The sequence below is a fragment of the Corynebacterium sp. MSK218 genome, assembly GCF_030232655.1.
In the GTDB taxonomy this organism is placed as follows: Bacteria; Actinomycetota; Actinomycetes; order Mycobacteriales; family Mycobacteriaceae; genus Corynebacterium.
The window spans coordinates 21,632-44,999 of the sequence record NZ_JASPGN010000018.1 but is presented as its reverse complement, the minus strand read 5'-3'; the positions used below and the strand labels follow the sequence as shown (position 1 = coordinate 44,999).

At 60.1% G+C, this 23,368-nt stretch carries 24 protein-coding genes; 14 read left to right on the top strand and 10 right to left on the bottom strand.

Features of this window, described 5'->3' with window-relative positions; translation table 11 throughout:
- Window positions 1-192: 192 nt before the first annotated feature.
- Together rpmF and QP922_RS12125 are read right to left on the bottom strand one after the other, a co-directional pair.
- Window positions 193-366 (bottom strand): 50S ribosomal protein L32, encoded by a 174-nt coding sequence (rpmF, locus tag QP922_RS12130; RefSeq protein WP_039674524.1) that lies wholly within the window; start codon window positions 364-366, stop codon window positions 193-195.
- Window positions 367-381: 15 nt separating this feature from the next.
- A complete protein-coding gene (locus tag QP922_RS12125; protein WP_005530151.1) occupies window positions 382-651 on the bottom strand; it encodes a type B 50S ribosomal protein L31 in 270 nt (89 codons plus the stop codon).
- A 493-nt stretch (window positions 652-1,144) separates the two neighbouring features.
- Between QP922_RS12125 and rpmB the strand changes: the two genes are divergently transcribed.
- The 6 genes from rpmB (at window position 1,145) to QP922_RS12095 (ending at window position 3,970) form a co-directional block, all read left to right on the top strand.
- On the top strand, window positions 1,145-1,381 hold the full coding sequence (rpmB, locus tag QP922_RS12120) for a 50S ribosomal protein L28 (RefSeq protein ID WP_010187623.1): 237 nt from the start codon (window positions 1,145-1,147) through the stop codon (window positions 1,379-1,381).
- A 2-nt stretch (window positions 1,382-1,383) separates the two neighbouring features.
- Window positions 1,384-1,548 (top strand): 50S ribosomal protein L33, encoded by a 165-nt coding sequence (gene rpmG, locus QP922_RS12115; protein ID WP_010187624.1) that lies wholly within the window; start codon window positions 1,384-1,386, stop codon window positions 1,546-1,548.
- Window positions 1,549-1,551: 3 nt separating this feature from the next.
- Entirely contained in the window at window positions 1,552-1,857 is a 306-nt protein-coding gene (gene rpsN / locus QP922_RS12110; RefSeq protein ID WP_042530056.1) for a 30S ribosomal protein S14, read from the top strand.
- A 15-nt stretch (window positions 1,858-1,872) separates the two neighbouring features.
- Complete coding sequence (gene rpsR / locus QP922_RS12105) at window positions 1,873-2,127, top strand: 30S ribosomal protein S18 (protein ID WP_039674516.1); 255 nt, start codon at window positions 1,873-1,875, stop codon at window positions 2,125-2,127.
- A gap of 245 nt (window positions 2,128-2,372) precedes the next feature.
- The gene (locus QP922_RS12100) at window positions 2,373-3,167 is read left to right on the top strand and encodes a hypothetical protein (RefSeq protein WP_284809770.1); all 795 of its coding nucleotides are present in this window, start codon (window positions 2,373-2,375) and stop codon (window positions 3,165-3,167) included.
- Window positions 3,168-3,253: 86 nt separating this feature from the next.
- The gene (locus QP922_RS12095) at window positions 3,254-3,970 is read left to right on the top strand and encodes a TetR/AcrR family transcriptional regulator (protein WP_284809768.1); all 717 of its coding nucleotides are present in this window, start codon (window positions 3,254-3,256) and stop codon (window positions 3,968-3,970) included.
- A 60-nt stretch (window positions 3,971-4,030) separates the two neighbouring features.
- Here the strand turns inward: QP922_RS12095 and QP922_RS12090 are convergent, their stop codons facing one another.
- Both QP922_RS12090 and QP922_RS12085 read right to left on the bottom strand, forming a co-directional pair.
- Complete coding sequence (locus QP922_RS12090; protein WP_284809767.1) at window positions 4,031-4,711, bottom strand: DNA-binding response regulator; 681 nt, start codon at window positions 4,709-4,711, stop codon at window positions 4,031-4,033.
- Between the two features lie 106 nt (window positions 4,712-4,817).
- On the bottom strand, window positions 4,818-6,062 hold the full coding sequence (locus QP922_RS12085; protein WP_284809766.1) for a serine/threonine-protein kinase: 1,245 nt from the start codon (window positions 6,060-6,062) through the stop codon (window positions 4,818-4,820).
- Window positions 6,063-6,207: 145 nt separating this feature from the next.
- On the opposite strand from QP922_RS12085, the gene QP922_RS12080 reads away from it, so the two are divergent.
- Window positions 6,208-6,870 (top strand): hypothetical protein, encoded by a 663-nt coding sequence (locus QP922_RS12080; RefSeq protein WP_284809765.1) that lies wholly within the window; start codon window positions 6,208-6,210, stop codon window positions 6,868-6,870.
- A gap of 34 nt (window positions 6,871-6,904) precedes the next feature.
- On the opposite strand, the gene QP922_RS12075 is transcribed toward QP922_RS12080, so the two are convergent.
- Together QP922_RS12075 and QP922_RS12070 are read right to left on the bottom strand one after the other, a co-directional pair.
- Window positions 6,905-7,822, bottom strand: coding sequence for a hypothetical protein (locus QP922_RS12075; protein WP_284809763.1), 918 nt, complete (start codon window positions 7,820-7,822; stop codon window positions 6,905-6,907).
- A complete protein-coding gene (locus tag QP922_RS12070) occupies window positions 7,822-8,733 on the bottom strand; it encodes a P-loop NTPase family protein (RefSeq protein WP_284809762.1) in 912 nt (303 codons plus the stop codon). Before QP922_RS12070 ends, QP922_RS12075 begins: the two co-directional genes overlap by 1 nt.
- Window positions 8,734-8,960: 227 nt before the next feature.
- On the opposite strand from QP922_RS12070, the gene QP922_RS12065 reads away from it, so the two are divergent.
- On the top strand, window positions 8,961-9,881 hold the full coding sequence (locus QP922_RS12065) for a flagellar basal body-associated FliL family protein (RefSeq protein WP_284809760.1): 921 nt from the start codon (window positions 8,961-8,963) through the stop codon (window positions 9,879-9,881).
- Window positions 9,882-9,897: 16 nt separating this feature from the next.
- Here the strand turns inward: QP922_RS12065 and purH are convergent, their stop codons facing one another.
- The 3 genes from purH to QP922_RS12050 are packed head-to-tail and all read right to left on the bottom strand — an operon-like array spanning window position 9,898 to window position 13,801.
- Window positions 9,898-11,430: a bifunctional phosphoribosylaminoimidazolecarboxamide formyltransferase/IMP cyclohydrolase gene (gene purH / locus QP922_RS12060; protein ID WP_284809758.1), complete on the bottom strand. Its 1,533-nt coding sequence runs from the start codon at window positions 11,428-11,430 to the stop codon at window positions 9,898-9,900.
- A gap of 43 nt (window positions 11,431-11,473) precedes the next feature.
- On the bottom strand, window positions 11,474-12,079 hold the full coding sequence (gene purN, locus QP922_RS12055) for a phosphoribosylglycinamide formyltransferase (RefSeq protein WP_284809757.1): 606 nt from the start codon (window positions 12,077-12,079) through the stop codon (window positions 11,474-11,476).
- A 42-nt stretch (window positions 12,080-12,121) separates the two neighbouring features.
- Window positions 12,122-13,801: a cell division protein PerM gene (locus tag QP922_RS12050; RefSeq protein ID WP_284809756.1), complete on the bottom strand. Its 1,680-nt coding sequence runs from the start codon at window positions 13,799-13,801 to the stop codon at window positions 12,122-12,124.
- A gap of 408 nt (window positions 13,802-14,209) precedes the next feature.
- Between QP922_RS12050 and QP922_RS12045 the strand changes: the two genes are divergently transcribed.
- The 5 genes from QP922_RS12045 to QP922_RS12025 all read left to right on the top strand — a co-directional run bounded on the left by QP922_RS12045 (window position 14,210) and on the right by QP922_RS12025 (window position 20,277).
- The gene (locus QP922_RS12045) at window positions 14,210-14,962 is read left to right on the top strand and encodes a M23 family metallopeptidase (protein ID WP_284809755.1); all 753 of its coding nucleotides are present in this window, start codon (window positions 14,210-14,212) and stop codon (window positions 14,960-14,962) included.
- 188 nt (window positions 14,963-15,150) lie between these two features.
- Complete coding sequence (locus QP922_RS12040) at window positions 15,151-15,693, top strand: helix-turn-helix transcriptional regulator (protein WP_284809754.1); 543 nt, start codon at window positions 15,151-15,153, stop codon at window positions 15,691-15,693.
- Window positions 15,690-16,406: an ABC transporter ATP-binding protein gene (locus QP922_RS12035; RefSeq protein ID WP_201828519.1), complete on the top strand. Its 717-nt coding sequence runs from the start codon at window positions 15,690-15,692 to the stop codon at window positions 16,404-16,406. Before QP922_RS12040 ends, QP922_RS12035 begins: the two co-directional genes overlap by 4 nt.
- 1 nt (window position 16,407) lies before the next feature.
- Window positions 16,408-19,104, top strand: coding sequence for an FtsX-like permease family protein (locus QP922_RS12030; RefSeq protein WP_284809752.1), 2,697 nt, complete (start codon window positions 16,408-16,410; stop codon window positions 19,102-19,104).
- Window positions 19,105-19,524: 420 nt separating this feature from the next.
- Window positions 19,525-20,277 carry a M23 family metallopeptidase gene (locus tag QP922_RS12025; RefSeq protein ID WP_284809751.1) on the top strand — a complete coding sequence of 251 codons (753 nt, stop codon included), beginning with the start codon at window positions 19,525-19,527 and terminating at the stop codon, window positions 20,275-20,277.
- Window positions 20,278-20,281: 4 nt separating this feature from the next.
- On the opposite strand, the gene pcrA is transcribed toward QP922_RS12025, so the two are convergent.
- Window positions 20,282-22,864: a DNA helicase PcrA gene (gene pcrA / locus QP922_RS12020; RefSeq protein WP_502869616.1), complete on the bottom strand. Its 2,583-nt coding sequence runs from the start codon at window positions 22,862-22,864 to the stop codon at window positions 20,282-20,284.
- Between the two features lie 121 nt (window positions 22,865-22,985).
- On the opposite strand from pcrA, the gene QP922_RS12015 reads away from it, so the two are divergent.
- Window positions 22,986-23,348, top strand: coding sequence for a chorismate mutase (locus QP922_RS12015; protein WP_284809749.1), 363 nt, complete (start codon window positions 22,986-22,988; stop codon window positions 23,346-23,348).
- Window positions 23,349-23,368: the final 20 nt, after the last annotated feature.

Genomic DNA, 23,368 nt, shown 5'->3' with positions numbered 1-23,368 from the left:
CCACTACATCTTGCGGTGCCTGATCCACTCCGGACAACTACAGGACAAAATCAACGCACTCTAAAACCGGAAGGGCCCGTTAACATCGGCAGTAAGAGAGGAAAGGCGAGTAAAAGAAGCAAAAATCCCCGGACATTCACTCAGGATGAATGAATGCTCCGGGGATGCTAGTCACGCAGCAGGCTTAATACCTTAGAACTGCTCGACGTCGATGAGGCCGAGCTTGGCAGCCTTCACCAGACGACGCGGGATGCGAACGGTCTGGCCGTCAATGGTGACTTCCTGGAGGGCGACGTTGTCGGCCTTCCACTGGGAACGGCGAGAGTGGGTATTCGCGCGGGACTTCTTAAACTTAGGAGTTGCCATCTTTTCCTATCCTCCTTACGCGTTCTTCTTCTTGCGGCGAGCCATTGCGCCGAAGCGCTGGTTGAACTTCTCAACACGACCAGCGGTATCCATGACGCGCTGTGCACCGGTCCAGAACGGGTGGGACTCAGCAGTCACGTCAACGACGATGAGCGGGTACTCGTTGCCGTCTTCCCACTCAACGGTGCGGTCGGAGGTAGCGGTGGACTTGGTCAGGAAGGAGTGGCCGGTACCGGCGTCCTTGAAGACCACCGGGTGGTAATCCGGGTGGATATCTTTCTTCATATGTCGATTCCCTCAGGGTTGAACTACGGGTCGGTTCCCTCTCTCCGCACGATAGGAACATGGCCTGCGCATTGCTTGAGTTGCTGCGCTGACAATATTCAACTGTGCGCGTAAGGATCGTGCCCGAGTTGGGTCTCAATGCTTACAAACTGTGCGGCTTGCGCCGACAACTCGGAATATCCTACAGGCCACCGGCCCTAAAACCTAAATCGGCGCGTAGCCGCTTACTCCCCTACCTCTATAATGGCGTTATCCACCCTGCAATTCCCCAGCAGGTATCTCCGCGGCACTGATCAGCGATTAGGTTCTGAGCTGGCTGGCATGTAAGATTTCCCCTTGCTGTTGTCAAAGTAATCGTTTTACGCCCTCATCAACTGGTGTTCAACGGAATTATGCCTCCTGCTCAACCTCACTTTTCGAGCGCCGCGCCTCACCGCGGATTAGGCACTCCGTTAGTCGCTTTCGATGTGGGCGGCTAGGAGAAAGAAGACCCATGTCGGCTATTTGCCAGGTAACGGGCCGCAAGCCGGAATTCGGCAAGCAGGTCTCGCACTCGCACCGCCGCACCTCGCGCCGTTGGAACCCCAACGTGCAGCGTCGTCGGTACTACCTGCCCTCCGAGGGCCGTACCATCACCCTGACTGTTTCCACCAAGGGCATGAAGATCATCGACCGTGACGGCATCGAGTCCGTTGTGGCCAAGATTCGCGCACGTGGGGAGAAGATCTAACGATGGCACGTAATGATATCCGTCCAATCATCAAACTGAAGTCCACCGCGGGCACCGGCTACACCTACGTGACCCGCAAGAACAAGCGCAACAACCCGGATCGAATCACTCTCAAGAAGTTCGATCCGATTGTCCGCAAGCACGTCGAATTCCGCGAGGAGCGATAATCTATGGCTAAGAAGTCTAAGATCGCCAAGAACGAGCAGCGCAAGGAAATCGTCGCCCGCTACGCGGAGCGTCGCGCTGAGCTCAAGGCAATCATCAAGAACCCGAACACCCCGGACGACGAGCGCCTCGAGGCGCAGTTCGAGCTGAACCGTCAGCCGCGCGACGCCGCCCGCGTCCGCGTCCGTAACCGCGACGCCGCCGATGGCCGCCCGCGCGGTTACCTCCGCAAGTTCGGTCTGTCCCGTGTCCGTATGCGCGGCATGGCTCACCGTGGTGAGCTGCCGGGCGTTCGCAAGTCCAGCTGGTAAAGGGGTAACCACACAATGGCTGTCAAGCGTAATAATCACAAGAAGTTCCGTATGGAGCAGACCCGTCGCCCGAAGAAGAACCCGCTCAAGGCTGAAGGCATCGAGCAGGTTGACTACAAGGAGATCAAGACCCTGCGTCTGTTCATCTCCGATCGTGGCAAGATCCGCTCCCGTCGCGTCACCGGTCTGACCCCGCAGCAGCAGCGTCAGGTTGCTACTGCCGTCAAGAACGCACGCGAAATGGCTCTCCTGCCGTTCACGTCCCGCTAAACACTAGCTGGTTTCAACAGCGCACTTTTGCCGCTGTACTCGTGACTCACTAGGACAGGACAAAAGAGCTTCTCAATCGCCGCCTCGTTTCTCATATGGAGGAACTGGGGCGGCGATTGTCGTTTTCCTCGCTTCCGCCCCGCAGACGCACACCTAACTCAGACCACCCACCGCGCTGCTCCTGCCCCTTGTGCTGCTACATTGAAGAACAAGAATCACCCTGACTGAAAGGGGCGTTGAACCTCATGTCGCTGCACGAGTCGTTGACTGATCTGAGCGAGCTAGCTGCCCACTGCCACTCCCCCGCGCATGCCCGCGGCCTTTTGGAAGAGGCACAGGACCTCCTGCGTAATGCCACAGCGCACCGCGCCGATAGCCTCGAACTCGCAGCCTGGTTTTCCCGCATCGTGACAGATCTCGTGCGGTCTCCGGGCCTCTCCAGCCCAGTGCGCCTGACCGGGCCAGCTGCTCGCGGCGATTTGCTCCCTTCTATGCGCATCACGTGGCTCGGTGAGGATAAGCAGCTCGAAGGTGTCATTACTGAGGCCGGCCTGAGGTGTTCTGCGGTGCAGGAAACCACGTCCGCGCGCGCCGATGCTGGATTACCCGTGGGTCATGGCGGTGAAGAGGAACTGTACGCCGATGCCTTGGCGAAGCGCCCAGCCCCGCTCACTCTCGTTGATGGGTTGCCTGACCGCACTGCAGACGTCGCCATCCGTGCCACGTTGCTAGCTCCCGTGTCAGCTATTGCGCGCTGGGCTGCACCGGCCCCGCGCCCGACACCGGACCGTTTGGCTATTGGTGTCGAGCGCGAACTGCTCACCGCCAGTGAGGCCGAAGGCCTGAGCCTAGCGTGGGGCACGGGCATGGCGCTGGAGTTGGGGCGCTGGTACGAGGGCGTCGACAAGCACAGCGTCGTCCTTGGTGACCTTCCCCCATTGGACCGCACCGCTTATGGTTCCGCGTGCCGAACGGTTTCTGCAACTGTGGAAGCCATTGTGGCACGGCACGGTAGGGTGGTAGGCAGTATAGCTGGGTAGTGAATTCACTGCTTCCCGCTGTAGGGAGTACGATGGTTAAGCTGAAAATAATTAATGAGTGACGCTCACCGAAGGGAGTCCGCCTGATGGCAGGTACCGTTGGCAGGCCGCGTAAGAATAGCCCGCGCCGCCGGGGCAACACCGCGCGCGAAGAAATCCTCGACGCCTCATCCGAGCTGTTCACCACACAGGGTTTCGCCACGACTTCCACGCACCAGATTGCCGATGCCGTAGGTATCCGTCAGGCTTCGCTGTACTATCACTTCCCGTCCAAGACGGATATTTTCCTTACTCTGCTGAACTCCACTATTGAGCCTTCTCTTGAGCTCGCAGAAGAGCTCGCCGCCTCCGATGCGGCGCCAGCGCAACGCCTGTGGTCCCTCGTTGCTGCGGAGTCCCGTCTGCTGCTGACCTCTGCGTGGAACGTAGGCCGCCTGTACCAGCTGCCGGTGGCTAATTCCCCCGAGTTTGGTGAGTACCACGTGCAGCGTGACCGCTTGAAGGAACATTTCCGTTCCGCCGCCGCCGGCCTTGTGGGCACGGATGACCCGCGCATCGAGCTGCCCTTCCATATCGCACTGTCAGTCATTGAGATGCGCCCCAACAACGGCACCGCGCCGTTTGATGCCGCGCAGCGGGTACCGGAGCAATCCGCCATGCTTGCCGACGCCGCCTTGGCCGTCCTCGGCACCACTCCCCCGGACAATGCAGAAGCAACGACTCTGGAGCTGCTCAAAAACCGCAACGACTCCATCTCCTCGGCCGCCGCTGCCGCCGCGGACCGCAAGAAGGCCACGCGCTAGCGCGGCCCCAACGCTCCAAGCCCCACAGCGGCCTGGGACCCCAACGGTCTTAGGCCGCTTTTAGCGTCCGTGGCGGATGGCGTAGTGCGCCAAGAACGTCTTATAGGGCTTATAGACTTTCTCGCCATCTGCTTTGAGGCTGTCGACGAGGCGATCCATCTTGTGGTTCGTCTTCTTTTCTGTCCATTCGAGGGCATCAGCAATCTCGCGCACTGAAGGGATATCAGCGTCTGACGAGCCTGGCTTTTTAAGGTAGCTGGCTAGCTGGCGCAACAGCTCTTCCTGCTCATCATTGGGCACATGCCGGGTGCGGGTACGCTCCTCCTCCATCTCCTGCTCGCGCCTTGTACGCCGCGCAACATTGGAGTTCTCGACGTCGATGTACAGCTCATAGGGGCATTCCGGAGTCTCAAATGTAATTCGAGACGGTCCTGGTGGAACCGCAGCCACTGCTCGCGGTCCAAGGTCGATACGGGAGAACCCCTTGACTCCACGTAGCTCGATGCGCAACGGGATGTGGCTACCAATGTTGCTGATCATCCATCCCTGCCCGCCGTACCACAGCTGGAAGAGGTGGCGGTGAAGGGTAAGATCTCCCTCGCCCACGCGGAAATCACCTGCGCGGCCGACGATAACTTCTTCTCCTGGCGCGACAATCTTCACGCCGCCGATCAGGTCATCGATACGCAGCCTCGGGCCCCGTGCCACCTGCTGCGGCTGGGGTGTCTGTTGCGTGTTCATAGTCACCTCCGTTGAAAACACTCCGGGCACAACGCGAAAGTTGTACCGCAAAAATTGTCCTTCAGTGTAGCGGGAACTTCCACCCAGCTTCTAGGACACTGCTTGTTTATGCCACGATTGCCCAGGTCACCAGGAAAATAAGGATGATGACCACGACTGTTGCGGTGATGATTAGGGCGTTGCCGTTATCTTTCTTCGGCGCTGAGCTCAGTGCCGAAGAACCCCCCGACTGTCTCCGGGCTACGGGACTTGGCGGAGTCACGGGAGTTGATGGCCGCACATGCGCGGTTGTGGAAATGGGATTTGCGGGTGCCACGAATCCAGTAGGCCGCATGTTTTCGGTGGGCTGCGGGGGCTCTGGCCACTTCTGTGTGGGAGCCGAAGGTGATGCTTGCTCCGAGCGCGGTTCCCGATGTGCCGTGCTCGAATTCTGGGGCACGTTAGATGAAGAAGTGCTTGATATCTTCTCCAGTGCTTGAATGAACTCTTCTGCTGTGGCATAGCGCTGCATAGGCACACTATCGAGGGCCTTACTCAGCACATCTTGTACCTGGCTAGCCACTGCAGCGGTGTCGGGGGCTAGTACATCTGAAAAAGCCGCACTCGATAGGTCTGGAAGGCGGCGCTCACTACGCCACTCGCTGCGTGGCATCGTGTCCTTGAGGTGATGGAGCGTGAGCATTTCGAAAGCGATGAGCGCCAAAGAGTAGTCGTCGGCACGCGCAGACAAATCATCATCGCCGTAAGCATGACCTTTATTCTCCGGCGCTAGATACTTCTCCGTTCCCACGATGTGCCCAATTTTGGTCAGGCGTGACTGCCCTTCCTCAATGCTGATGCCAAAATCTGAAAGCACAGCCGGCGGAAGACTACCGGGATTCTTCCTGAGCAGGATATTTGCGGGCTTAACATCGCGATGTACCCATCCGGGATGCAGCTCATGATGCATATAGTCCAAGGCTGAGGCAATCGGCGTGAGGTAGTACACGACTTCCTTCACGGTGAATCCTTGGCCAGTACGAGCGCGATCCTTAATCGCATGCGCCAGCGTTCCACCGTTAATAAACGCCATGACCATGACATCGTCGCCACGCGGCGTCGATTCTTTGGAATAGAACTGCACCACGCCCGGGTGGCTACCAATGCGGGTAAGCGCCTTCATCTCGTTGTGGAAACGAGCGCGGGAGGCTTCATCGCGGACGTCGTCCAGCAGCACCTTAACCGCTAGCTCACGGGAGAGATCTGGATCCGTTGCGTGAAAGACTTGACCCATGCCGCCTTCACCCAGCAGGTACACCGTGGTGTAGCGCTTATGCTGGGTTAGCCACTGAACGAAATAGGAACTAGTCACCGCACCATTGCACCATATGCACTAGGTCTCATGATGTTGCCGTGTCGCGTCTCCCCCGAATGGAGGGTACTCCCCCTGGGATAATGGTGGTTCGGACTCAACGATTATGATTTCTGTTGTTCTCAATCGTCTTTCCAAGGACTCTATGACCACCCCAGGATTTGGCAACAATTCTTTTTCCGAGCACCCTACCCCTACCCCGGCTTCTGCTCTCCCGGCGTCGACTGCCTCTGAGCAGCGCAACAACGTGCCAATTATTTGTGCCATCGCCATCCTCATTGCGTTGACTATCTCTGGCTTCATCATTTGGAATGACGTGCGATCCACCAGCCAGGAGGTACCAACGAGCGGGCAATCCTCCGACGCTGCTCCCATGACGATGGAGTCAGAAACCGAGTCCGGCTCCGATGCCTCGGAAGACGATGTAAGTGGGAAAGCTAGCGCTTCCGAGGATGCGCCGCAGGAATCCGCTGATACCGCCGACGTGCCGCCTGGACTGACTGCTGCTGGCTGGTCAGATATTCCCGAGGCACGCTGCCAGCAAGGCGAAGAAATGGTCTTTGCCGCTGCTAGCGCGGATGATGATTCGCACATTGTCATCTGCGAGAGCAAGGATTCTCTCTTCTACCGCGGCATCTGGTCCAGCGGCGCTGCCTTTGGCCCAGCGAAGGGTGAGGGGACCGACTTTAGCGTTGCGATTCTCGATCCCACGAGTGGTGCCGATACCGGCTCGGTACTCACCATCCATAGCGAGCACTACGACATTGATGGCAAGACCGGAGATTTTGACGTCTACTGGCCAAAGTAAGTCCAGCCGTGGTCGAGGGGCATGGCGCCGGTAGCTACACCGCTCCCTGCTGGCAGCCAGCTGCCGGCCACTCGACCTCAGCCGACTCAAGCTGGGCGGCGAGGCGCGTGAGCATCTGCTGGGCATTGCCGTAGTCCCCGGAGTCTGCGCTGGCGTAGATGGCCACGGCAACGGTGTGGCCGCCGAGGGTCACAAGGCCCATCTGACGCGCTTCATAGGATCCATCTTCGGCTGGGCCCCAGCCACCTTTCTTGACGGCGCCCTCAAGGGTGCCCAAGCCGTAGCTTTGGGCGGGATCGGGCTGGCCCATGGCAGCGAGGACTGGCTCCGCGCCGTCCATACAGCCAAGGGATGCCACGAACTCTGCTTGCTGCGTTACCGACCACTGCGTTTGACCAAAGGCGCTAAACCCTGGGCGCGGCGGGGTGGCGGGCACCGAGGTTCCACCGATGACTTCTTGCGTGGCCTGTGCTGCCTCCTGTCCGCCGCCCAGGGCTTCCCACAGCGAATCGGCAGCGGCATTGTCGGAGTATGTAATTGCCTGGGTGACAGTGCCTTCTTCCGCTACCCCGGCGCGCTCAGCGGCGATGGCGAGGGGAACCTTCGCGGTTGACCACGCGGCAACGGGATCCGTCATGCCAGCAGCGAATACTCCTCCCCCACCGGCCACGGCGATGCCCGTTCCGGGATTGTCCGCAGCAATGGCGTCGAGGGCTTCTTGCGGGTCAGTGGCCTCAATCACGGGCAGGTCCTCCGTGGTGACGGGTGCGGGTGCGGTTGTGGATTCAGGCAACGTGGGCTGCGGCGCCGATTCCTCTTCGGCGCCCCGGGGAGCGGTCTCGGCATCGTTGATACCGGAGACATCACCAATAGTGCAGGCGCTCAGCAGGGCGACGGACATGGCGGTCGCAGTGGCGAGCGCGGCTGTGCGAATGTTGTGGATGCGGCGCATTAGACGATGTACACAATCGCGTTATTTCCACCCTTGCAGGTGACAAACTTACCGTTGTCGGAGCAGTCCATTCTGTAGGTCTGCTCGGTGATGGGACTGTAGGCGTCGATAGTCGCGTTAAGCTCCTTTGTATCCACGTAGTGCTTGACGTACTCATCACGCACGATGTTGGCGAAAGGTTCGGTCGTTACCGAGGATCCGCGGTAGACATTATTGAAATCGCCGCCGGGTTCGTTGTTACGTGCAGCATCGTTGACCGGCTGTGCGCCGTCGGGAAGCGCTGGGTGTTCGGGGCGCTTTTCCGATTCCGCGCTCGTGGTCTTTTCCTCGGAGGTCGTTGCCTCTGCGGAGGAGGTTGCTTCCTCTGCGCCGCCAGTGGTCTCCTCAGAGACTTGTGCCTCGGTGGTCAGCGGCGGCTGGGCCTGATTGCCGGTCGCGGAGTTTTTAAAGAAGAAGAGGTAGGCCAGCGCAGCAATGACGAGCAGCACGGCCAAGATAAGGACGGCGATGAGAATGATTTTTCCGCCGTTAGAGGACCCGGAGTGGGCCGCGGCCTGCTGCGGGTACGCGGCGTTGTAACCGCCGGCTGGTTGCTGTTGGTTGCCCCACTGATCTTGCTGTCCTTGGTGACCAGCCCAGCCCTGCTGCTCCTGGTGGCCTTGCTGGCTCGGCTGGTTCTGCTGCCCCTGGTGGCCCGGCTGGCCCGGCTGTGCCTGCGGGGCGGAAAAGTGTTGGGTGGGCTGCTGATCAGCTGGCGCAGCGAAGGGATTGGAGTATTGGCGCTCTTGTGACAGCGGGGATTCAAAGTCCACGGTTTCTGGGTGCGTGTCCTTGCGGTTCTGGTTCGGTTGACCGCCGTGTCCCTGCGGCCGGGGCGCACCGAAACCGTGGTTGTGTTCTGAGTCAGTCACCGGAGCCTCCGTTTCTACAGTGTCTGTAGTGCCTATCGCTACCGCATATACGGTGTCTTCCATCTTTGCACAGTGTTGCCCTGACTATAGTGATTAATCTTCTACTCCAGCCCCAACCCCACGGGGAGTATCCCTCGAATCTTGAGAGACGCCCGCGCGCCATGGGCAATTCGGTTTAAGTTGTTTAAAGACACTTCCCTCGCTTGTGGAAAGGCATTCACGAACCCATGACTTTTTCTCCTGGACCTTCAGGCACGCCACCAGGACACTCCGGGTCTAACTCCGGTTTTGGTGCTCCCCGCCCCGGCTTTGGTCAGCCAGGTGGTGGCACCAATAACCCCGGCACGCCCGGTGGTTTTGGTACCCCGCCGCCGTTCGGAAGCCGCCCGCACTCAGCGGGGGCGTATCAGAGCCCTCATTCAGGCTCCCCTGCCGGTGGAGGTGGTGCGAACGCCCAGCCGGTCTTTGGTGGCGCGCCTACTCCACCGCCGGGGCAGCCCCACTACCCGGGCCAAGCACAGCAGCCGCAACCCCCGCAACAGCCGCAGCCCCCACAAGGAACGCAGTACTCCGCCCCGCCTTCCCCGAAGGGCAAAGGAAAGTTTAGTGGCGCGATAGCAGCGCTCATCGCGATTCTGGTGGTCCTCGCCATTGCATTGGGAGTAGGCGCCTGGTTTATCTGGGGACGTGACTCCTCAGAAAGTGAACAAGCGGGCGCATCCGCAGAACCGACAACAACCGCCGTGCTAGCGGGAAACCCGATTGGCGCGCACGACGGTATCTCAACCGACCTCACTGCGGAGGACGCAGTCATCGCTCGTACGCTGTTCCCGGATTCCTATGTCTCCCGCGGGGGCAGCACCAATATCGCCGATATCCATCTGGCTCAAGGCCAAAGCCAGCTCAATGCGGTCTTTGGTTTTATCGATGACCGCGACAACACGGACGTGGCCACCGCGAGTGTTACCGTCAGCGGGAGCGACGGCGCTGAGCTCGCAACCTTCGATGTCCCCGCGGATGAGGCTCTTGAAATGCCCATCCACGTCGGCGAACATCAGGAGTTGCGGTTTACTTTTACCTACAAGGATAAAGACGGAAACCCCGCCGAAAATACTGGCTTTGCGGTGGCCTCACTAAACGCGCAGTGACGCCACCGTCAACGCTCTAGTGGAAGAAGTGGCGTGTACCGGTGAAGTACATGGTCACGCCAGCCTTCTTGGCGGCCTCAATGACCTCTTCATCGCGAATGGAACCGCCCGGCTGAACCACGGCCTTAATACCAGCCTCGAGGAGAACCTCCAGGCCATCAGCAAACGGGAAGAAGGCATCGGAAGCGGCGAAGGAGCCTTCGGTGCGGTTTGCACCGTCGGCCAGCGTGTTGGCGCGCTCGACAGCGAGCTTGGCGGAATCTACACGGTTAACCTGGCCCATGCCCACGCCGACGGTGGCATTGTCCTTAGCCAGAAGGATGGCGTTGGACTTCACCGCACGAACTGAGCGCCAGGCGAACTCGAGCTGTGCGAGATCGGATTCGTTGAGAGCCTCGCCCGCAGCCAGCGTCCAGTTGGCCGGGTTATCGCCTTCTGCCTGGTAAGTATCCGGTTCCTGGGTGAGCACACCGCCGGAGATGAACTTAACTTCCTCATTCGGTGCTTCATGCTCTGCCTGCAGCACGCGCAGGTTCTTCTTGGCCTTGAGGACCTCGATGGCGCCCTCCTCGTAGGAGGGAGCCACGATGACCTCGGTGAAGATCTCCTTGACCTGCTCCGCCATCTCCACGGTGACCTCGCGGTTGACGGCGATGACGCCGCCGAAGGCGGACATCGGGTCGCAGGCATGGGCCGCGCGGTGAGCAGCAGCAATCGACTCCTCAGACACCGCAATGCCGCACGGGTTAGCATGCTTAATGATTGCTACGCACGGGCGCTCATGGTCCCAGGCAGCACGCCAGGCGGCGTCGGCATCCTGGTAGTTGTTGTAGCTCATCTCTTTGCCGTTGAACTGCTTCGCGTTGGCCAAACCGGTGGTACCAATGCGGGTCACGGTGGCCTTTTGGTGAGAGTTCTCGCCGTAGCGCAGCGGGGTGGTCGCCTCCCCCTCGCTGAGCTGGTCAACGAACCATGCAGACACCGCGGCGTCGTAATCAGCGGTGTGCAGGAAGGCATCGCGGGCAAGGCCACGGCGCTCTTCCAAGGTGAAGCCGCCCTTAGCCACAGCATCGGCCACATCGCCGTAGCGAGCCGGGTCCACCACCACGGCAACCGATGGGTGGTTTTTCGCGGCCGCACGCACCATGGACGGGCCGCCGATATCGATCTGCTCTACGCAGCCATCGAAGTCAGCGCCGGAGGCCACGGTCTCACGGAAGGGGTACAGGTTCACCACGACCAGCTGGAAAGGTTCAACCTCGAGCTCGGAGAGCTGGTTGAGGTGGTCTTCCTTGCGGGTATCCGCCAGGATGCCGGCATGCACGCGCGGGTGCAGGGTCTTCACGCGGCCCTCCAGACACTCGGGGAAGCCGGTGAGCTTTTCCACGGGGGTGACCTCGATGCCCAGATCCGCGATCTTCTTCGCGGTGGAGCCGGTGGAGACAATCTCCACGCCAGCCTTGTCGAGGACCCGGGCTAGGTCCTCCAAACCGGTCTTGTCGTAGACGCTAATGAGTGCGCGTTTGATGTTCTTACGATCCTCGCTCATGGTGTGGGGACTCTAGCCTTCCTTGCGTTTGTTGCAGCGGTTGTTAAAGCTCAATAGTCAGTGCTGCGTCGTGCACGCGGATAGCGCGCAGGACAGTGACAATGAGTTCTCGCTCGACCACCTTGATGCGCTCGTGCAGGCTGGCCTCGTCATCCTCTGGCAGCACGCGCACGGGTTCTTGGGCGATGATGGCGCCCGTATCGACGCCAGCATCAACAAAGTGGACGGTCGAGCCTGTGACCTTGGCACCGTAGGCCAGCGCATCGCGCACGCCATGTGCTCCTTTGAAAGCGGGCAGGAGTGCCGGGTGAGTATTGATGGTGCGACCTTCAAAGCGGTCCAGAAAATCCTTGCCCAGAATCTTCATGAAACCGGCAGAAACAACAACGTCTGGCTGTGCAGCATCTACTGCATCAACCAGACGTCTATTCCATTCGGCACGGTCCTTACCCATCTCCACCACCTCGGTGGCGATTCCCGCTGCCTGTGCGCGCTCGATGCCCTGACAAGGCACGTCCGCGAGAACTTTCACCACGCCAAAGTGCTCGTCCTGACCATCAAGGATGGCCTGCAGCAAAGAGCCGGTTCCAGAGACCAGAACGACGACGTTGAGGCGGGCAGAAGCAGCGGGCTGGTGCGGTGTAGTCACGCGCTCCAGCCTAGCGCCTGCGGGGAGCAAACAGGCAATTGCTTAACCCTGGGAGGGGCCCTCATCAAGGTCAGGGTCTGCGGGCATGCGCTTGGCGACGTCCCCCTCATCACCCTCCTCAGTATCTGCCTCATCCGAGTCAGTCACGTCCGCAGTGTGCTCCTCGGCCTCGGGCTCTTCGTCGTCCTCATCGACGGCTTCGGCATCGACCACCTCGGCGTCAATAACATCTGGGTCTTCTGAACTCTCGGATGTGTCCTCTGGGCTTTCCGAATTGACGCCGAGCAGCGCTGAGACTGGCACAGCATTCGCGGGGCGAGTGCCCTCTGTTTTCTTTGTGCTCTTCGCGTCCTCTACATCCCCTGCGTGCTCAGTGTCCTTTACAGAAGACGGTTCCTCGGTGGGAACCTCGGCGTCGTCCTCGCTTCCACGGCGAGAGAGCCAGGCCATGAGAGCATTAGCGGCGGCGAAACCAGCACCGACGACAAGGCACCACAGGGCAATAAGCCCCACGGCCGTCCACAGTTCAGGGCCGGTATAACCGTAGACGCCGAGAGTGCCAGAGGTACCGTAAATTGCAGCGAAAGCAGCGACAGCGGCAACGACGGCAGCGACCAAGGCCACCTGAAAATTCACGATCGCTCGGCGCCGCGCGAAGGCCACGCCGGCAGCAATCGCGGGAAGCACGAAAAGCGCAACAGCCCAGGAGCTAATACTCGGCGGTACTGCGGCTGCCAGTGGCAGCGGCGGCAGCGGCACCATATGGCCGCTAAACAAGCTGATACTCGTGTCTGGCCCAACGTGTAGCTCGGAGCCACTCAGTACGGAAGCCGCAGCAATGACGGCATTGGGCAGATAAAGAATGCTGAGCAAGACTAGCCCAGCTGTGCCCATCGCGTCGAGGACCGGGTACGCAGCCAGCATGTCGGCTTGGCGCTGCCAGCCCACCGCCCACAGAACGAGAACGAGGACAAGGCTCACGATGGCCAGGTAGCCGAGGTAGCTAAGGCCGATCCGGGAGGCGTCGACAAGCACGCGCGGCACCCCACTGCGCTTGGCCAGAGCCTTCCACAGGCGAGTGCCCATACCGCCGATGAGAGCAGCCGCATGGAGCAACAGCATGCGAGGTAGCACAACGTAGAGGGCCGGCGGGGAAACGTCGTAGGCCTTGCCCGCATCCCACAGCATCAGCCACGCAAGGCAGGTCAACGCAAAAGGAACCGCGAAGACGCAGGCGGTCAGCACGAGGAGGTCATTGATACTGACCTTGTCTTTAATAGCTACCCGTACACGGCGGCCCACCAAGCATGCCAGCAACACTGCGGGCAAGCCGGGCAAGAAACCGAGGTCAATGCCCCCGGCCCGAATGGGAGCAAGGTTAAAGACCATCCAGGCTTCCGCGACGATGGTGTTAAACCACGCCGAGGGCGAGCTCGTGAGCAACAGTGCGGCAATGACCACGACGATGATGCCCAGCACGACCACCAGATTGGGAACGGCGACCACCATGAGCATGCGCCGGATACGCTCCCGCAGCGTGGTGGGCCCCTGGGCGCGGCGAGCTTTCGCCTTAGCGGACTCGGCACCCTTAATCCGTTGCGCCGGCGCGCGGCGATCGCGGCGCGTGGGGCGCTCAGTTCGCTCACTATCCTGGCCATGTCCGCGCATCTGGCTGCGCGGCCGCGTGGCCGACCGTGACTGGGGACTCGTGTTCTTATTCATTGGCGTCCACTTTGCCACGCTCCCCTCCCCCGTCGGGGGTGGCGCGGCGAGGCTAACGCCAAATGATTGCCAGGCCGTGGTTGGCACTCGAAAAAGGCGGACCAAAAGCCCCAGCAGCGCCTGCAATTTTTAAGCCTGCAGCCTTAAACTCTAAGATAATTGCAAATTCACTTGCGCTACCCCCACTTGGTCACCACAGTCTTCACACAGATTACATCCAGTACCACTACTATTAGGATTTACGGCACATAAACAAGAAAAACCGCAAACCGGGTTGCTCTAACTTTCCTGAGACGCTACTGTTACATTCCGTTGGTAACAGGAAGGTCACAATCGGATAACCAACCGGCAGAGAACGTAACGTTTCCACCGGACGGACGATAGTGAATGAAGACGGAAGTAGAGTTCATGCGAAGCAAGACTCAGCGGAGCGCAGGTCGCCACCGCAAGATCACCACCTCGCAGACCGCGAAGGGACGCATTGCAGTCGTCACCGTCGCCGCTGGTGCCGTATCCACCGCTGGCGTAGGTGGTGCAGCCGCAGGCACCATCCAGTCGGCCGGAACTGAGGAGACCAAGACTCAGTCCATCGACTACACCTTGCAGGCAGATACCGATCCGTTGAAGGACGCACAGGCTTCCATCCAGGATGCTGCCCCGCAGATTCTCGCAATCGCCGAGTCCAAGCCGGTATCTGATCTGGCAGCACAGCTCGACAAGGCCATCCAGGCCGCTGATGCCCGCGCCGCTGCTGATGAAGCAAACCGCGCCCCCTCCGTTGCCCGCCCGGCAGAAGGTGTTTTCACCTCCGGCTTCGGCCCGCGTTGGGGCTCTTTCCACTCTGGCATCGATATCGCCAACTCCGTAGGCACCCCCATCCTTTCCGTCATGGACGGCACCGTCATCGACTCCGGCCCAGCCTCCGGCTACGGCCAGTGGATTCGCATCAAGCACGATGATGGCTCCATGAGCGTCTACGGCCACATGCAGACCCTCGACGTTGCTGTGGGCGAGCGCGTCCACGCCGGCCAGAAGATTGCTGGCATGGGCTCCCTGGGCTTCTCCACGGGTTCCCACCTCCACTTCGAAATTCACCCCACCGGCGAAGGCGCAGTAGACCCGATTCCGTGGCTCGCAGAGCGCGGCATCAACATCAGCTAAGCCACGCTTTTAAATCCTTCCTCCAGCGCTAAGGCGGTATAGGGCACTGTTGCCCTGTACCGCCTTGTGTATTCCCCCACCTTCCACCCCCGCCTGCACCAACCGTTGACCGGACAGAAGGTTACTCAGTAACTTACTGGGTATGTACCGAAAGATTTCCTCCCTTGCCCTCCACCAAGGAGGTGACCATGTCCGTCAAACACTCCGTGCTTGCTCTGCTGAGTGAAGAGCCCGCCACGGCCAGCCACATCAAAACCCGCTTTGCTGAAACCTTTGATAACCTCTGGCCGCTCAACATGGGCCAAGTCGCCCAAACCTTAAGCCGCTTGGAACGCGATGGACTCATCGCCACTGACGGCGAGCTCACCGGCCTCACCGGGCGCCGCGCCACCAGCTATGCCATCACCAACGCAGGCCGTGAGGAACTCTCGCAGTGGTGGATGTCCACCTTGCACAACGACGCCATCGAGCGCGATGAGCTCGTACTCAAAGTGTCACTTGCAGCACGACGCTCCGATATCGACGTCATCGCCGTCCTTGACGCCCAGCGCTTTGCCACCGTCCGCCAACTTCGTGAGCTCAACCGTCAAGCTTCGGAACTGCCCGCAGAGCGCAGCGCCCAACGTTTGGCTGTAGAGCGCCAAATCTTCGACCTGGAATCTCTCTCACGCTGGCTCGACCGCGTGGAATCCCTAACCAACCCAACCACCACCGAGGAGGCCCCGCGATGACCCCCGACTCTGTGCCCACGACCCAGCACATTCCTTTCCCGCTCGAACTTGAGAACATCACCTGCGTCTTCGGTAGCGGCGCCCGCCAGGTCACCGCCCTGGATTCGGTCAACCTGCAGCTGCAACCGGGCGAGTTGGTCGCCGTTATGGGCCCCTCCGGCTCCGGCAAATCCACGCTGCTCAACGTCGCAGGTCTGCTCCAACCACCAACATCAGGACGCGTGCTTCTCGACGGCGCCGATGCCTCCCAGCTCTCCAAGGCCAAGGCAGCTATCGCTCGCCGCCGACACCTTGGTTTGGTATTTCAGCACTTCAACCTAGTGTCTTCCCTCACCGTCGGAGAGAATGTGTCCCTCCCTCTTGAGCTAGACGGACTCTCGCCCGCGCAATGCCGCGAAGCTGCTGAGCAAGCACTCAATGAGGTCGGTCTCGACGGCACCATCGACCGCTTCCCGGAGGAAATCTCCGGCGGCCAAGCCCAGCGCGTGGCCATTGCCCGCGCGCTCATCGGCCCGCGTAAGGTACTGCTCGCCGATGAACCTACCGGAGCTTTAGATACCTCGACGGGTGAGGAGATCATGAAGGTTTTGCGCGCGCGTATCGACGCCGGCGCCTCCGGAATCCTCGTCACCCACGAGCCACGTTTCGCGGGCTGGGCCGACCGCGTCGTCATGGTTCGTGACGGGCGCCTGACCGGCGAGGAGGCGCGTTAGTATGTCAGGCATTAACGCTGCTACCCGGCCTACCCGGCGCGACCTGTGGCGCCACCCGTGGCGCACGCTGGCCGCCGTCATGCTCATTGCGCTGCCTGTGGCACTCGTCATTGGACTAGCATTGTTTGATCATTCCTCCGGGCGACTCTCCGCGGCCTTGAGCTCACCCGAACGGGCCCTGCAGGTGAGCGGCGAGCGCCCGGAGATTAGCAATGAAGACGTCCCACGCTTGGCTGCCGAGGTGCTTCCTGAAGGCCTCAGCGTCAGCCCCGTCACCACTTTTTCGAATGCTTCGCTTATCCATAATGGAAAGTCGACGAAATCTTGGGTAGACCAGTTTGACACCGAGAACCCTCCGGAGCTGGCACAGGAGGTCGTCGACAACTTCAACCTTGGCCCCAATCAAGCAGTTCTGTCGCGTTCAACAGCCCACAAGATCAACGCCTCCGTTGGGGATTCCATCACCGTGCGCACCAGCGCCCTGAGCGGTGACCACCAAGCCACAGTCGCGGCTATTGCGCCCGAGCAGTTTGACTTTGTCACCTCCCCCACGCTCAATGCCGCCCTCAGCGACCCGTCCTTTCAGATACACACCTCCTGGGTCATCGTGGGTGATACACCGCTCACCAAGGAGGATGCCGACCGTGCCCGTGAAGCCGGGCTGGGGATCTGGGCACCGGAACTACGGAATATAGATCGGCCCGATTCTGAGCCGGAGTCCTTCGGCGGAATCCTGAGCAGCATTCTTTTCATTCTCTTCTTCGTCGGCCTCTATGCCATTGCCGGATTGCTCATCCTTTTCCTTCTCGCCCCCGTCTTCACGCTGGCCACTGGACGCAATACCCGCCTGTACGCACTGATGTCGAGCCAAGGCGCACTGCCGCGCCACATCATGTTCGCAGTGATGGCTTATGGCCTGCTGATGGGACTTATCGGCGCCACTATCGGCGTGGTTGCTGGCCTCGCGGCTTCGTGGATGTGGTGGACAGCCCGCTACCCGGATTTTGCTGCACGCCCGCCTTTCCTGGCCATTGCCCTCGCCTGGCTCGTGGCGGTGGCAGGCTGTGTCATTGTCTCCATCGTTCCTGCGTGGTTGGCGCAACGTGGTGCTTTAGCCACGGCGATCCAGGGCGCCGCACCCGACCGCCTCTTGCGCTTCCGGCGGTGGATGGCCGTCGGCCCTGCATTCCTGCTTCTGCTCGTGTTATTCAGCTTCACTCCCTGGGGAAAGTACATCCCTACGGTGCTGGCTCTCTTTGGAGTCATCGCGGTTGCCGCCTCAGCCCCGGCCTTGGTCTTCTTGTGCTCCCTGCTGTCTCGCCGCGGCCCACTCGCGTTGCGACTGGCTGGACGCGGCCTGACCCGGCGCAGCATGCATGCCTTGCCGACGTCCATCGCTCTCGTCTCAGTCACCTTCGTGACCACCCTGTTTGGCGTAGGCATCATGACGGATAGCGCAAAGACCACTGCCGAAGAAAAGCTCGTCATGCCGCCTACTTCTGCACTGATTGAGGAGACGACGTTTGAGCAACCAACGCAGGTGTCCACTCCGGAAGAACGCGCCGCGGTAGAGGCCGTCCTGCAGACCACCTCTGCCCGCACGTATCCCTTCTATGCTTTCCCCTCGTGGACGACGTCCTACAGCCTTCCAGAGGATGGCACTTTTTACGAGCTCACCACCGAGTTTGATTACCAGTGCGAGCAGGTCGATCTCAGCAAGCCGGTTGAGAGGGCAGTGTTCGTGGATAATCAGGGGCGGCGCACCGATGAGTCCGAGGAGGCTCGCCAAGAATGCGCCCACGAGCTGATGACGTCATTTCCTTATAACCCGTTGATCTATCAAAGCAGGATGATTCAAACGGATTCTTCCCAGCTTGAGCTCTGGCAGTTCGACTCGGAGGAAGATCGCCGCGCAGCGGCGCAGACATTGGACGCCGGGGGCATCGTGCTTCCCCACAGCAGCCACGTCGGCGATAACACGCACGGCACGGTGACTCTAAAGTCCTATAGCCGCATTGACAGCCAAGAACCGAGCGGGACGCAGGAGGCCGATCTACCGGTTGTTGAGGCCCTGCCTACTGCGGCCCGCGACGTGGTCTTGATTAGCCAGCAGGCGGCGCAGCAGCTGAACATGGAGCCTTTCTACGTGGGCCAGGCCCTCGCGTTCGACGAACAACCAAACGAGCCAGAGCGCGAGGAGCTGCGCGACCTGACAGCGAACGCTTCGCAGTCGCAATACTCGCTGAACTTCGCTGTTTCTACCCCGGAGAGCTTCCGTTACTACCTAGGCCTCGGCGTGGGGATCGTCTGCCTTATCGTGCTCGTGCTCATCATTGCCAACGCAGCGACCAGCATGCGCCAGGAAAGCACCGTGCTGCAATCCATCGGCGCCCACCCTTCGCTGATGTCCAAGGTGGCAGCATGGCAGACGTGGATGCTAGCTACCGCAAGCATGCTCTTTGGTGTGGTTGCCGGACACCTCGGCACATACTTCTTTGCCGATAGCTCCGGATACATCTTCTCGACGCCGCTGCATGGCCTGCGCCCGCAGGACTACTTCACCCCGGATTGGTGGCAATTCCTCGCCGTGCTCGCCGTGCCACTGTTGGCTGCCGCCCTCGCGGCTGCGATCAACCGCAGCGACAAGACGGCCCCGCTCACCGCACGGGATCGCAGCGAATCACGTTCCCTAACTTAAAAGCGCTGACCAAGTAGCAGCGCCCACAACCCCAGCGCTCTCGGCTGAAAGATTGGCCGAGAGCGCTGCACTTTTCACCCCCCAAATCTCACCCCCATTCTTTAAACCTCTACTTTACCCCTGTAACAATTTTCACTTCTTTCACATACGCAACACGCTGGGCTGTTCGATAGTTTTTCGAACAATCCCTGTGTTTACCTGCAATTTTTCCCATTGCGCAGGGGGTCTGCCCGGGATAGTTTGTATCTCGTTGCCACACGGGCTCACACGACGGCGTTTCAGCGTTGGCGTGTCGCTGGCCGCGCGGCACACAGCGGCTGTTATGGCCGCATCCCATCACTCACATGTTTCCGTGCGGGGACCACCTCGCTGAGAGACACCGATACAGCAAGCCAGAGCAGCACATAAGGACGTGAAGTTATGAAGCGCACCCTCTGCGCACTCGCCGCCGTGGCCGCAAGCGCGACCGCGACCGTTGCAGCACCGGCGTTCGCCGCCGAACCCGCAGCGAGCGTGGACGTTTCCGATGGCTCCTCCAAGGGGACTGTCGAGGCGGACATCAACGAAGAGTCCAAAGTAGACCTCTTCAAGGCTGTCACGGGACTGCTCACCTCAACGGCCGGCGCTCTGAACGGCGCATCCGTCCCTACCATCAATGCCACTGAGAGCGGATATGACATCGTTCTCGACCCATCCAGCATTCCTGGACTCGCGGAGGCCTTCGCCCCTGAGGGCGATCACTCTGGCCTCACCCCTACTCGCGGCGAGGATGCGAATGGCAACACCGTGGTGTTCCCGACGTCCGGCACGTTCACCTCTGGCTTCGGCCCGCGCTGGGGCACCTTCCACAACGGTATCGATGTGGCCAACCCCGTCGGCACCCCGATTTACGCCGTCATGGACGGCGAGGTTATCTCCTCTGGTGCAGCCCAGGGCTTTGGCAACTGGATTCGCATCCAGCACGATGACGGAACCATCACGGTCTACGGCCACATGCCCAGCGACCAGCTCCTGGTCAACGTGGGCGACCGTGTGGAAGCCGGCGACCAGATTTCTGTCATCGGCAACGAGGGCCACTCCACCGGCCCACACCTGCACTTCGAGGTTCACCCAGGCGGCGGCGCAGCCGTTGACCCAGTGGAGTGGTTCGCCGAGCGCGGCATCCTCATCTAAAGCTTTAAAGCTTTTCCATCGGCACACCGCCGATAAGCATGAGGCGGACTTTGCCCGCTGAACCGAAGTCCACGGTAACCGTTGCGCGCGCGCCGGTTCCGGAGGCCTCGATAACCGTGCCCAGCCCGTACTTCGCGTGGTTGACGCGGTCCCCTACAACTAAATTGAGATGGTTATTCTTCGGCATTGATGTGGCCGAAGCTGGCCTGCGCGTGCGCTGCGAAGGGGAAGACGTAGCGCCTCGCGAGCCATAGCCGCCTTGGCCGCTGCGTCCTCGGGAACGGAAGAATCCGCTGTCCGAGCCGAAGCTGCGCCCATACTGGTAAGAATCATCTCCGCCCCATGCGCTGGACAGCGAGCTGTCTGGTTCTTCACGGCGCCAGTCGATGAGGTCCTCCGGGACCTCGGCGAGGAAGCGACTGGCCGGGTTCGTCACCGGGTTGCCCCACGACGAACGAAGAATCGCGCGCGTGAGGTAGAGCTGTTCTCGAGCGCGGGTAATGCCTACGTAGGCAAGGCGGCGTTCTTCACTTAGCTCTTTCGGGTCACCCAAAGAGCGCATGTGTGGGAACTGACCGTCCTCCCAGCCGGTGAGGAAAACCACCGGGAATTCCAGGCCCTTTGCGGTGTGCAAAGTCATCAGTGTGACGACTCCGGATTCGTGGTCCGGAATCTGGTCCGCATCTGCCACGAGCGAGACTTTTTCAAGGAAGGCTTGCAACGAGCCCGGCGCGGCCTCTCCTTCCGCAAGCTCAGGAGTATCCTGCGCATCCGCTCCCATAAAGGCCATTTGGTTAGCTGCCTCCGAGCTGAATTCACGAGCCACGGACACCAATTCGTTGAGGTTATCCAGACGGGCCCCGTCCTGCGGGTCATTGGAGTTTTCCAGTTCGGCGCGGTAGCCGGTGGCATCAAGCAGTGCATTCAGCAACTCCCCTAGGTCCGGCTGGCCGGTGACCTCATTGGTCATGCCCGGCAACTGTTCACGCACGCCGTCCATCATCTCGTTGAATTTGCTTACAGCATTGACCGCGCGAGTTCCCAGCCCAGCGACTTGTCCTTCCGCAGCGTCCCGCAGAGCAGCACCAAAACTGATGCCTAAGTTCTCCGCGTGGAGAGCAATCTGTGCTTGGGCTTTATCACCGATGGCGCGCTTGGGAACATTGATAATGCGGCGCAGGCTCACTGTGTCATCTGGGTTATCCATAATGCGCAGGTAAGCCACAAGGTCTCGAATCTCACGGCGCTCATAAAAACGCGTTCCGCCTACCACCTTGTAGGGAATGCCGGAACGCACGAACACATCCTCAAGCGCACGGGAGGCATTATTCGTGCGGTACATGATCGCGATATCGGAATAGGACTTCCCCTTGTCCGCAAGAGAATCGATTTCGGAAGCGATATAGCGAGCTTCATCGTGCTCGTTATCCGCCACGTATCCCACAATCTGCTCGCCTTCGCCGTGTGCCGTCCACAGATTCTTCTTGCGGCGGCCCTCATTCTTGGCAATGACAGCATTCGCTGCATTCAAAATGGTTTGGGTCGAGCGGTAATTCTGCTCCAGAAGAATCGTGTGCGCTTGCGGGTAATCACGCTCGAATTCTTGGATATTACGGATCGTGGCTCCGCGGAAGGCATAAATGGACTGATCCGAGTCACCCACCACGCACAATTCAGGGGCATCGTGGGGAAGCTCTCCCCTACCCACCAAGGCAGATACGAGAGCGTACTGCGCGTGGTTGGTGTCCTGGTATTCGTCGATAAGCACATGCTTAAAGCGGCGACGGTAGAACTCCACGACCTGTGGGTGCTGGTTGAAAATGCGCACGACCTCACCAATGAGGTCATCAAAATCCACTGAGTTCGCTGCACGCAGGCGGCGCTGGTACTCTTCGAAAACCTTCGCCACGGTGAGTTCGAAGGGATTCTTCGTCTTCTCCGCTTCCGCACGTGCCGCCTCTGGGGAGATAAGTTCATTCTTGCGGTTCGAAATTTGATTAGCCAGAACGCGGGCAGAGTACTTCTTGAGGTCCAGCTGCATGTCTTTGGCAATCATGGTGAGCAGCCGACGTGCATCATCACCGTCATAAATAGTGAAGTTCGTGTTCAGTCCCGGCACGAGCTGCGCATTGTTACGCAAGATGCGTACACAAATGGAGTGGAACGTTGAGACCCACATGCGCTCAGCCACCGGGCCGACGAGCTGGCCGACGCGCTCCTTCATCTCTGCAGCTGCCTTGTTGGTAAAGGTGATTGCGAGAATTTGCCAAGGAGCTACCCCGCGCGAGCGCATGAGAAACGCGATGCGCCGCGTCAACACTGCCGTCTTGCCGGAGCCCGCACCGGCAACAATAAGCAGCGGCGAGCCAGAGTGGGTTACGGCCTCTGCCTGCTGTGGGTTGAGTCCTTCCAGCAGGGGATCAACGCCCCTTTCCGGCTCTTCTGGTTCCGGTTCCGGCTCCATGGGTGGCTCCGGCGGCAGACCAAACAAGGCATCGTCTGCAGCAGGTTCCGCAGGGGCAGGGCTAAACGGCGAAGAGGTCTGTGGCGCGGATGAGCGAGGGCTAAAAGGAGATTCGTTGTTCATAATGCTCTCCAACCTACTAGCCCCGCCGGACACTCCCCCTAAACCACATGCCACCTGCACAAACCACGGAACCACCAGAAGTGATTCCTTTTTGTCTGGAGGGGTGGCAAAATCTGATGCCATGAGCGCTTCACATGCTGATTCTTCCTCCGCGAGTCTGAGTCCAGAGCACCACGACCCCAACGTGGTGGATAACGGGCTTGACATCCGTATGCCGTCTGGGACGGACGATCCGTTAAGCGATGCCGAAATTCAGCGCTACCGCGAGGAAATTAACCGGCTTGATCGCGTCATTCTTGACGCTATCAAGCGCCGCACCGAAATTTCACGCACAATAGGTAAGACTCGCATGAGCTCCGGCGGTACACGTCTGGTTCATACCCGCGAGATTGCCATTCTCAATGAGTTCCGTGATGAGCTTGGTGAGGAAGGCCCCTCCATTGCCTCTGCTCTGCTCCGATTAGGTCGCGGCAAGCTGGGCTAGACCCCCAACAGGACTACTCT

Bases quoted from the DNA above. Each gene is read 5' to 3' on its own strand.
- QP922_RS12095 (WP_284809768.1), top strand. From the start codon at position 3,254: ATGGCAGGTACCGTTGGCAGGCCGCGTAAGAATAGCCCGCGCCGCCGG.
- QP922_RS12125 (WP_005530151.1), bottom strand. From the start codon at position 651: ATGAAGAAAGATATCCACCCGGATTACCACCCGGTGGTCTTCAAGGAC.
- QP922_RS12030 (WP_284809752.1), top strand. From the start codon at position 16,408: ATGTCAGGCATTAACGCTGCTACCCGGCCTACCCGGCGCGACCTGTGG.
- QP922_RS12025 (WP_284809751.1), top strand. From the start codon at position 19,525: ATGAAGCGCACCCTCTGCGCACTCGCCGCCGTGGCCGCAAGCGCGACC.
- rpmG (WP_010187624.1), top strand. From the start codon at position 1,384: ATGGCACGTAATGATATCCGTCCAATCATCAAACTGAAGTCCACCGCG.
- QP922_RS12015 (WP_284809749.1), top strand. From the start codon at position 22,986: ATGAGCGCTTCACATGCTGATTCTTCCTCCGCGAGTCTGAGTCCAGAG.
- pcrA (WP_502869616.1), bottom strand. From the start codon at position 22,864: ATGAACAACGAATCTCCTTTTAGCCCTCGCTCATCCGCGCCACAGACC.
- QP922_RS12035 (WP_201828519.1), top strand. From the start codon at position 15,690: ATGACCCCCGACTCTGTGCCCACGACCCAGCACATTCCTTTCCCGCTC.
- QP922_RS12045 (WP_284809755.1), top strand. From the start codon at position 14,210: ATGCGAAGCAAGACTCAGCGGAGCGCAGGTCGCCACCGCAAGATCACC.
- QP922_RS12090 (WP_284809767.1), bottom strand. From the start codon at position 4,711: ATGAACACGCAACAGACACCCCAGCCGCAGCAGGTGGCACGGGGCCCG.
- QP922_RS12040 (WP_284809754.1), top strand. From the start codon at position 15,151: ATGTCCGTCAAACACTCCGTGCTTGCTCTGCTGAGTGAAGAGCCCGCC.
- QP922_RS12080 (WP_284809765.1), top strand. From the start codon at position 6,208: ATGACCACCCCAGGATTTGGCAACAATTCTTTTTCCGAGCACCCTACC.
- purH (WP_284809758.1), bottom strand. From the start codon at position 11,430: ATGAGCGAGGATCGTAAGAACATCAAACGCGCACTCATTAGCGTCTAC.
- QP922_RS12050 (WP_284809756.1), bottom strand. From the start codon at position 13,801: ATGAATAAGAACACGAGTCCCCAGTCACGGTCGGCCACGCGGCCGCGC.
- QP922_RS12075 (WP_284809763.1), bottom strand. From the start codon at position 7,822: ATGCGCCGCATCCACAACATTCGCACAGCCGCGCTCGCCACTGCGACC.
- rpmF (WP_039674524.1), bottom strand. From the start codon at position 366: ATGGCAACTCCTAAGTTTAAGAAGTCCCGCGCGAATACCCACTCTCGC.
- rpsN (WP_042530056.1), top strand. From the start codon at position 1,552: ATGGCTAAGAAGTCTAAGATCGCCAAGAACGAGCAGCGCAAGGAAATC.
- rpmB (WP_010187623.1), top strand. From the start codon at position 1,145: ATGTCGGCTATTTGCCAGGTAACGGGCCGCAAGCCGGAATTCGGCAAG.
- QP922_RS12100 (WP_284809770.1), top strand. From the start codon at position 2,373: ATGTCGCTGCACGAGTCGTTGACTGATCTGAGCGAGCTAGCTGCCCAC.
- rpsR (WP_039674516.1), top strand. From the start codon at position 1,873: ATGGCTGTCAAGCGTAATAATCACAAGAAGTTCCGTATGGAGCAGACC.
- QP922_RS12065 (WP_284809760.1), top strand. From the start codon at position 8,961: ATGACTTTTTCTCCTGGACCTTCAGGCACGCCACCAGGACACTCCGGG.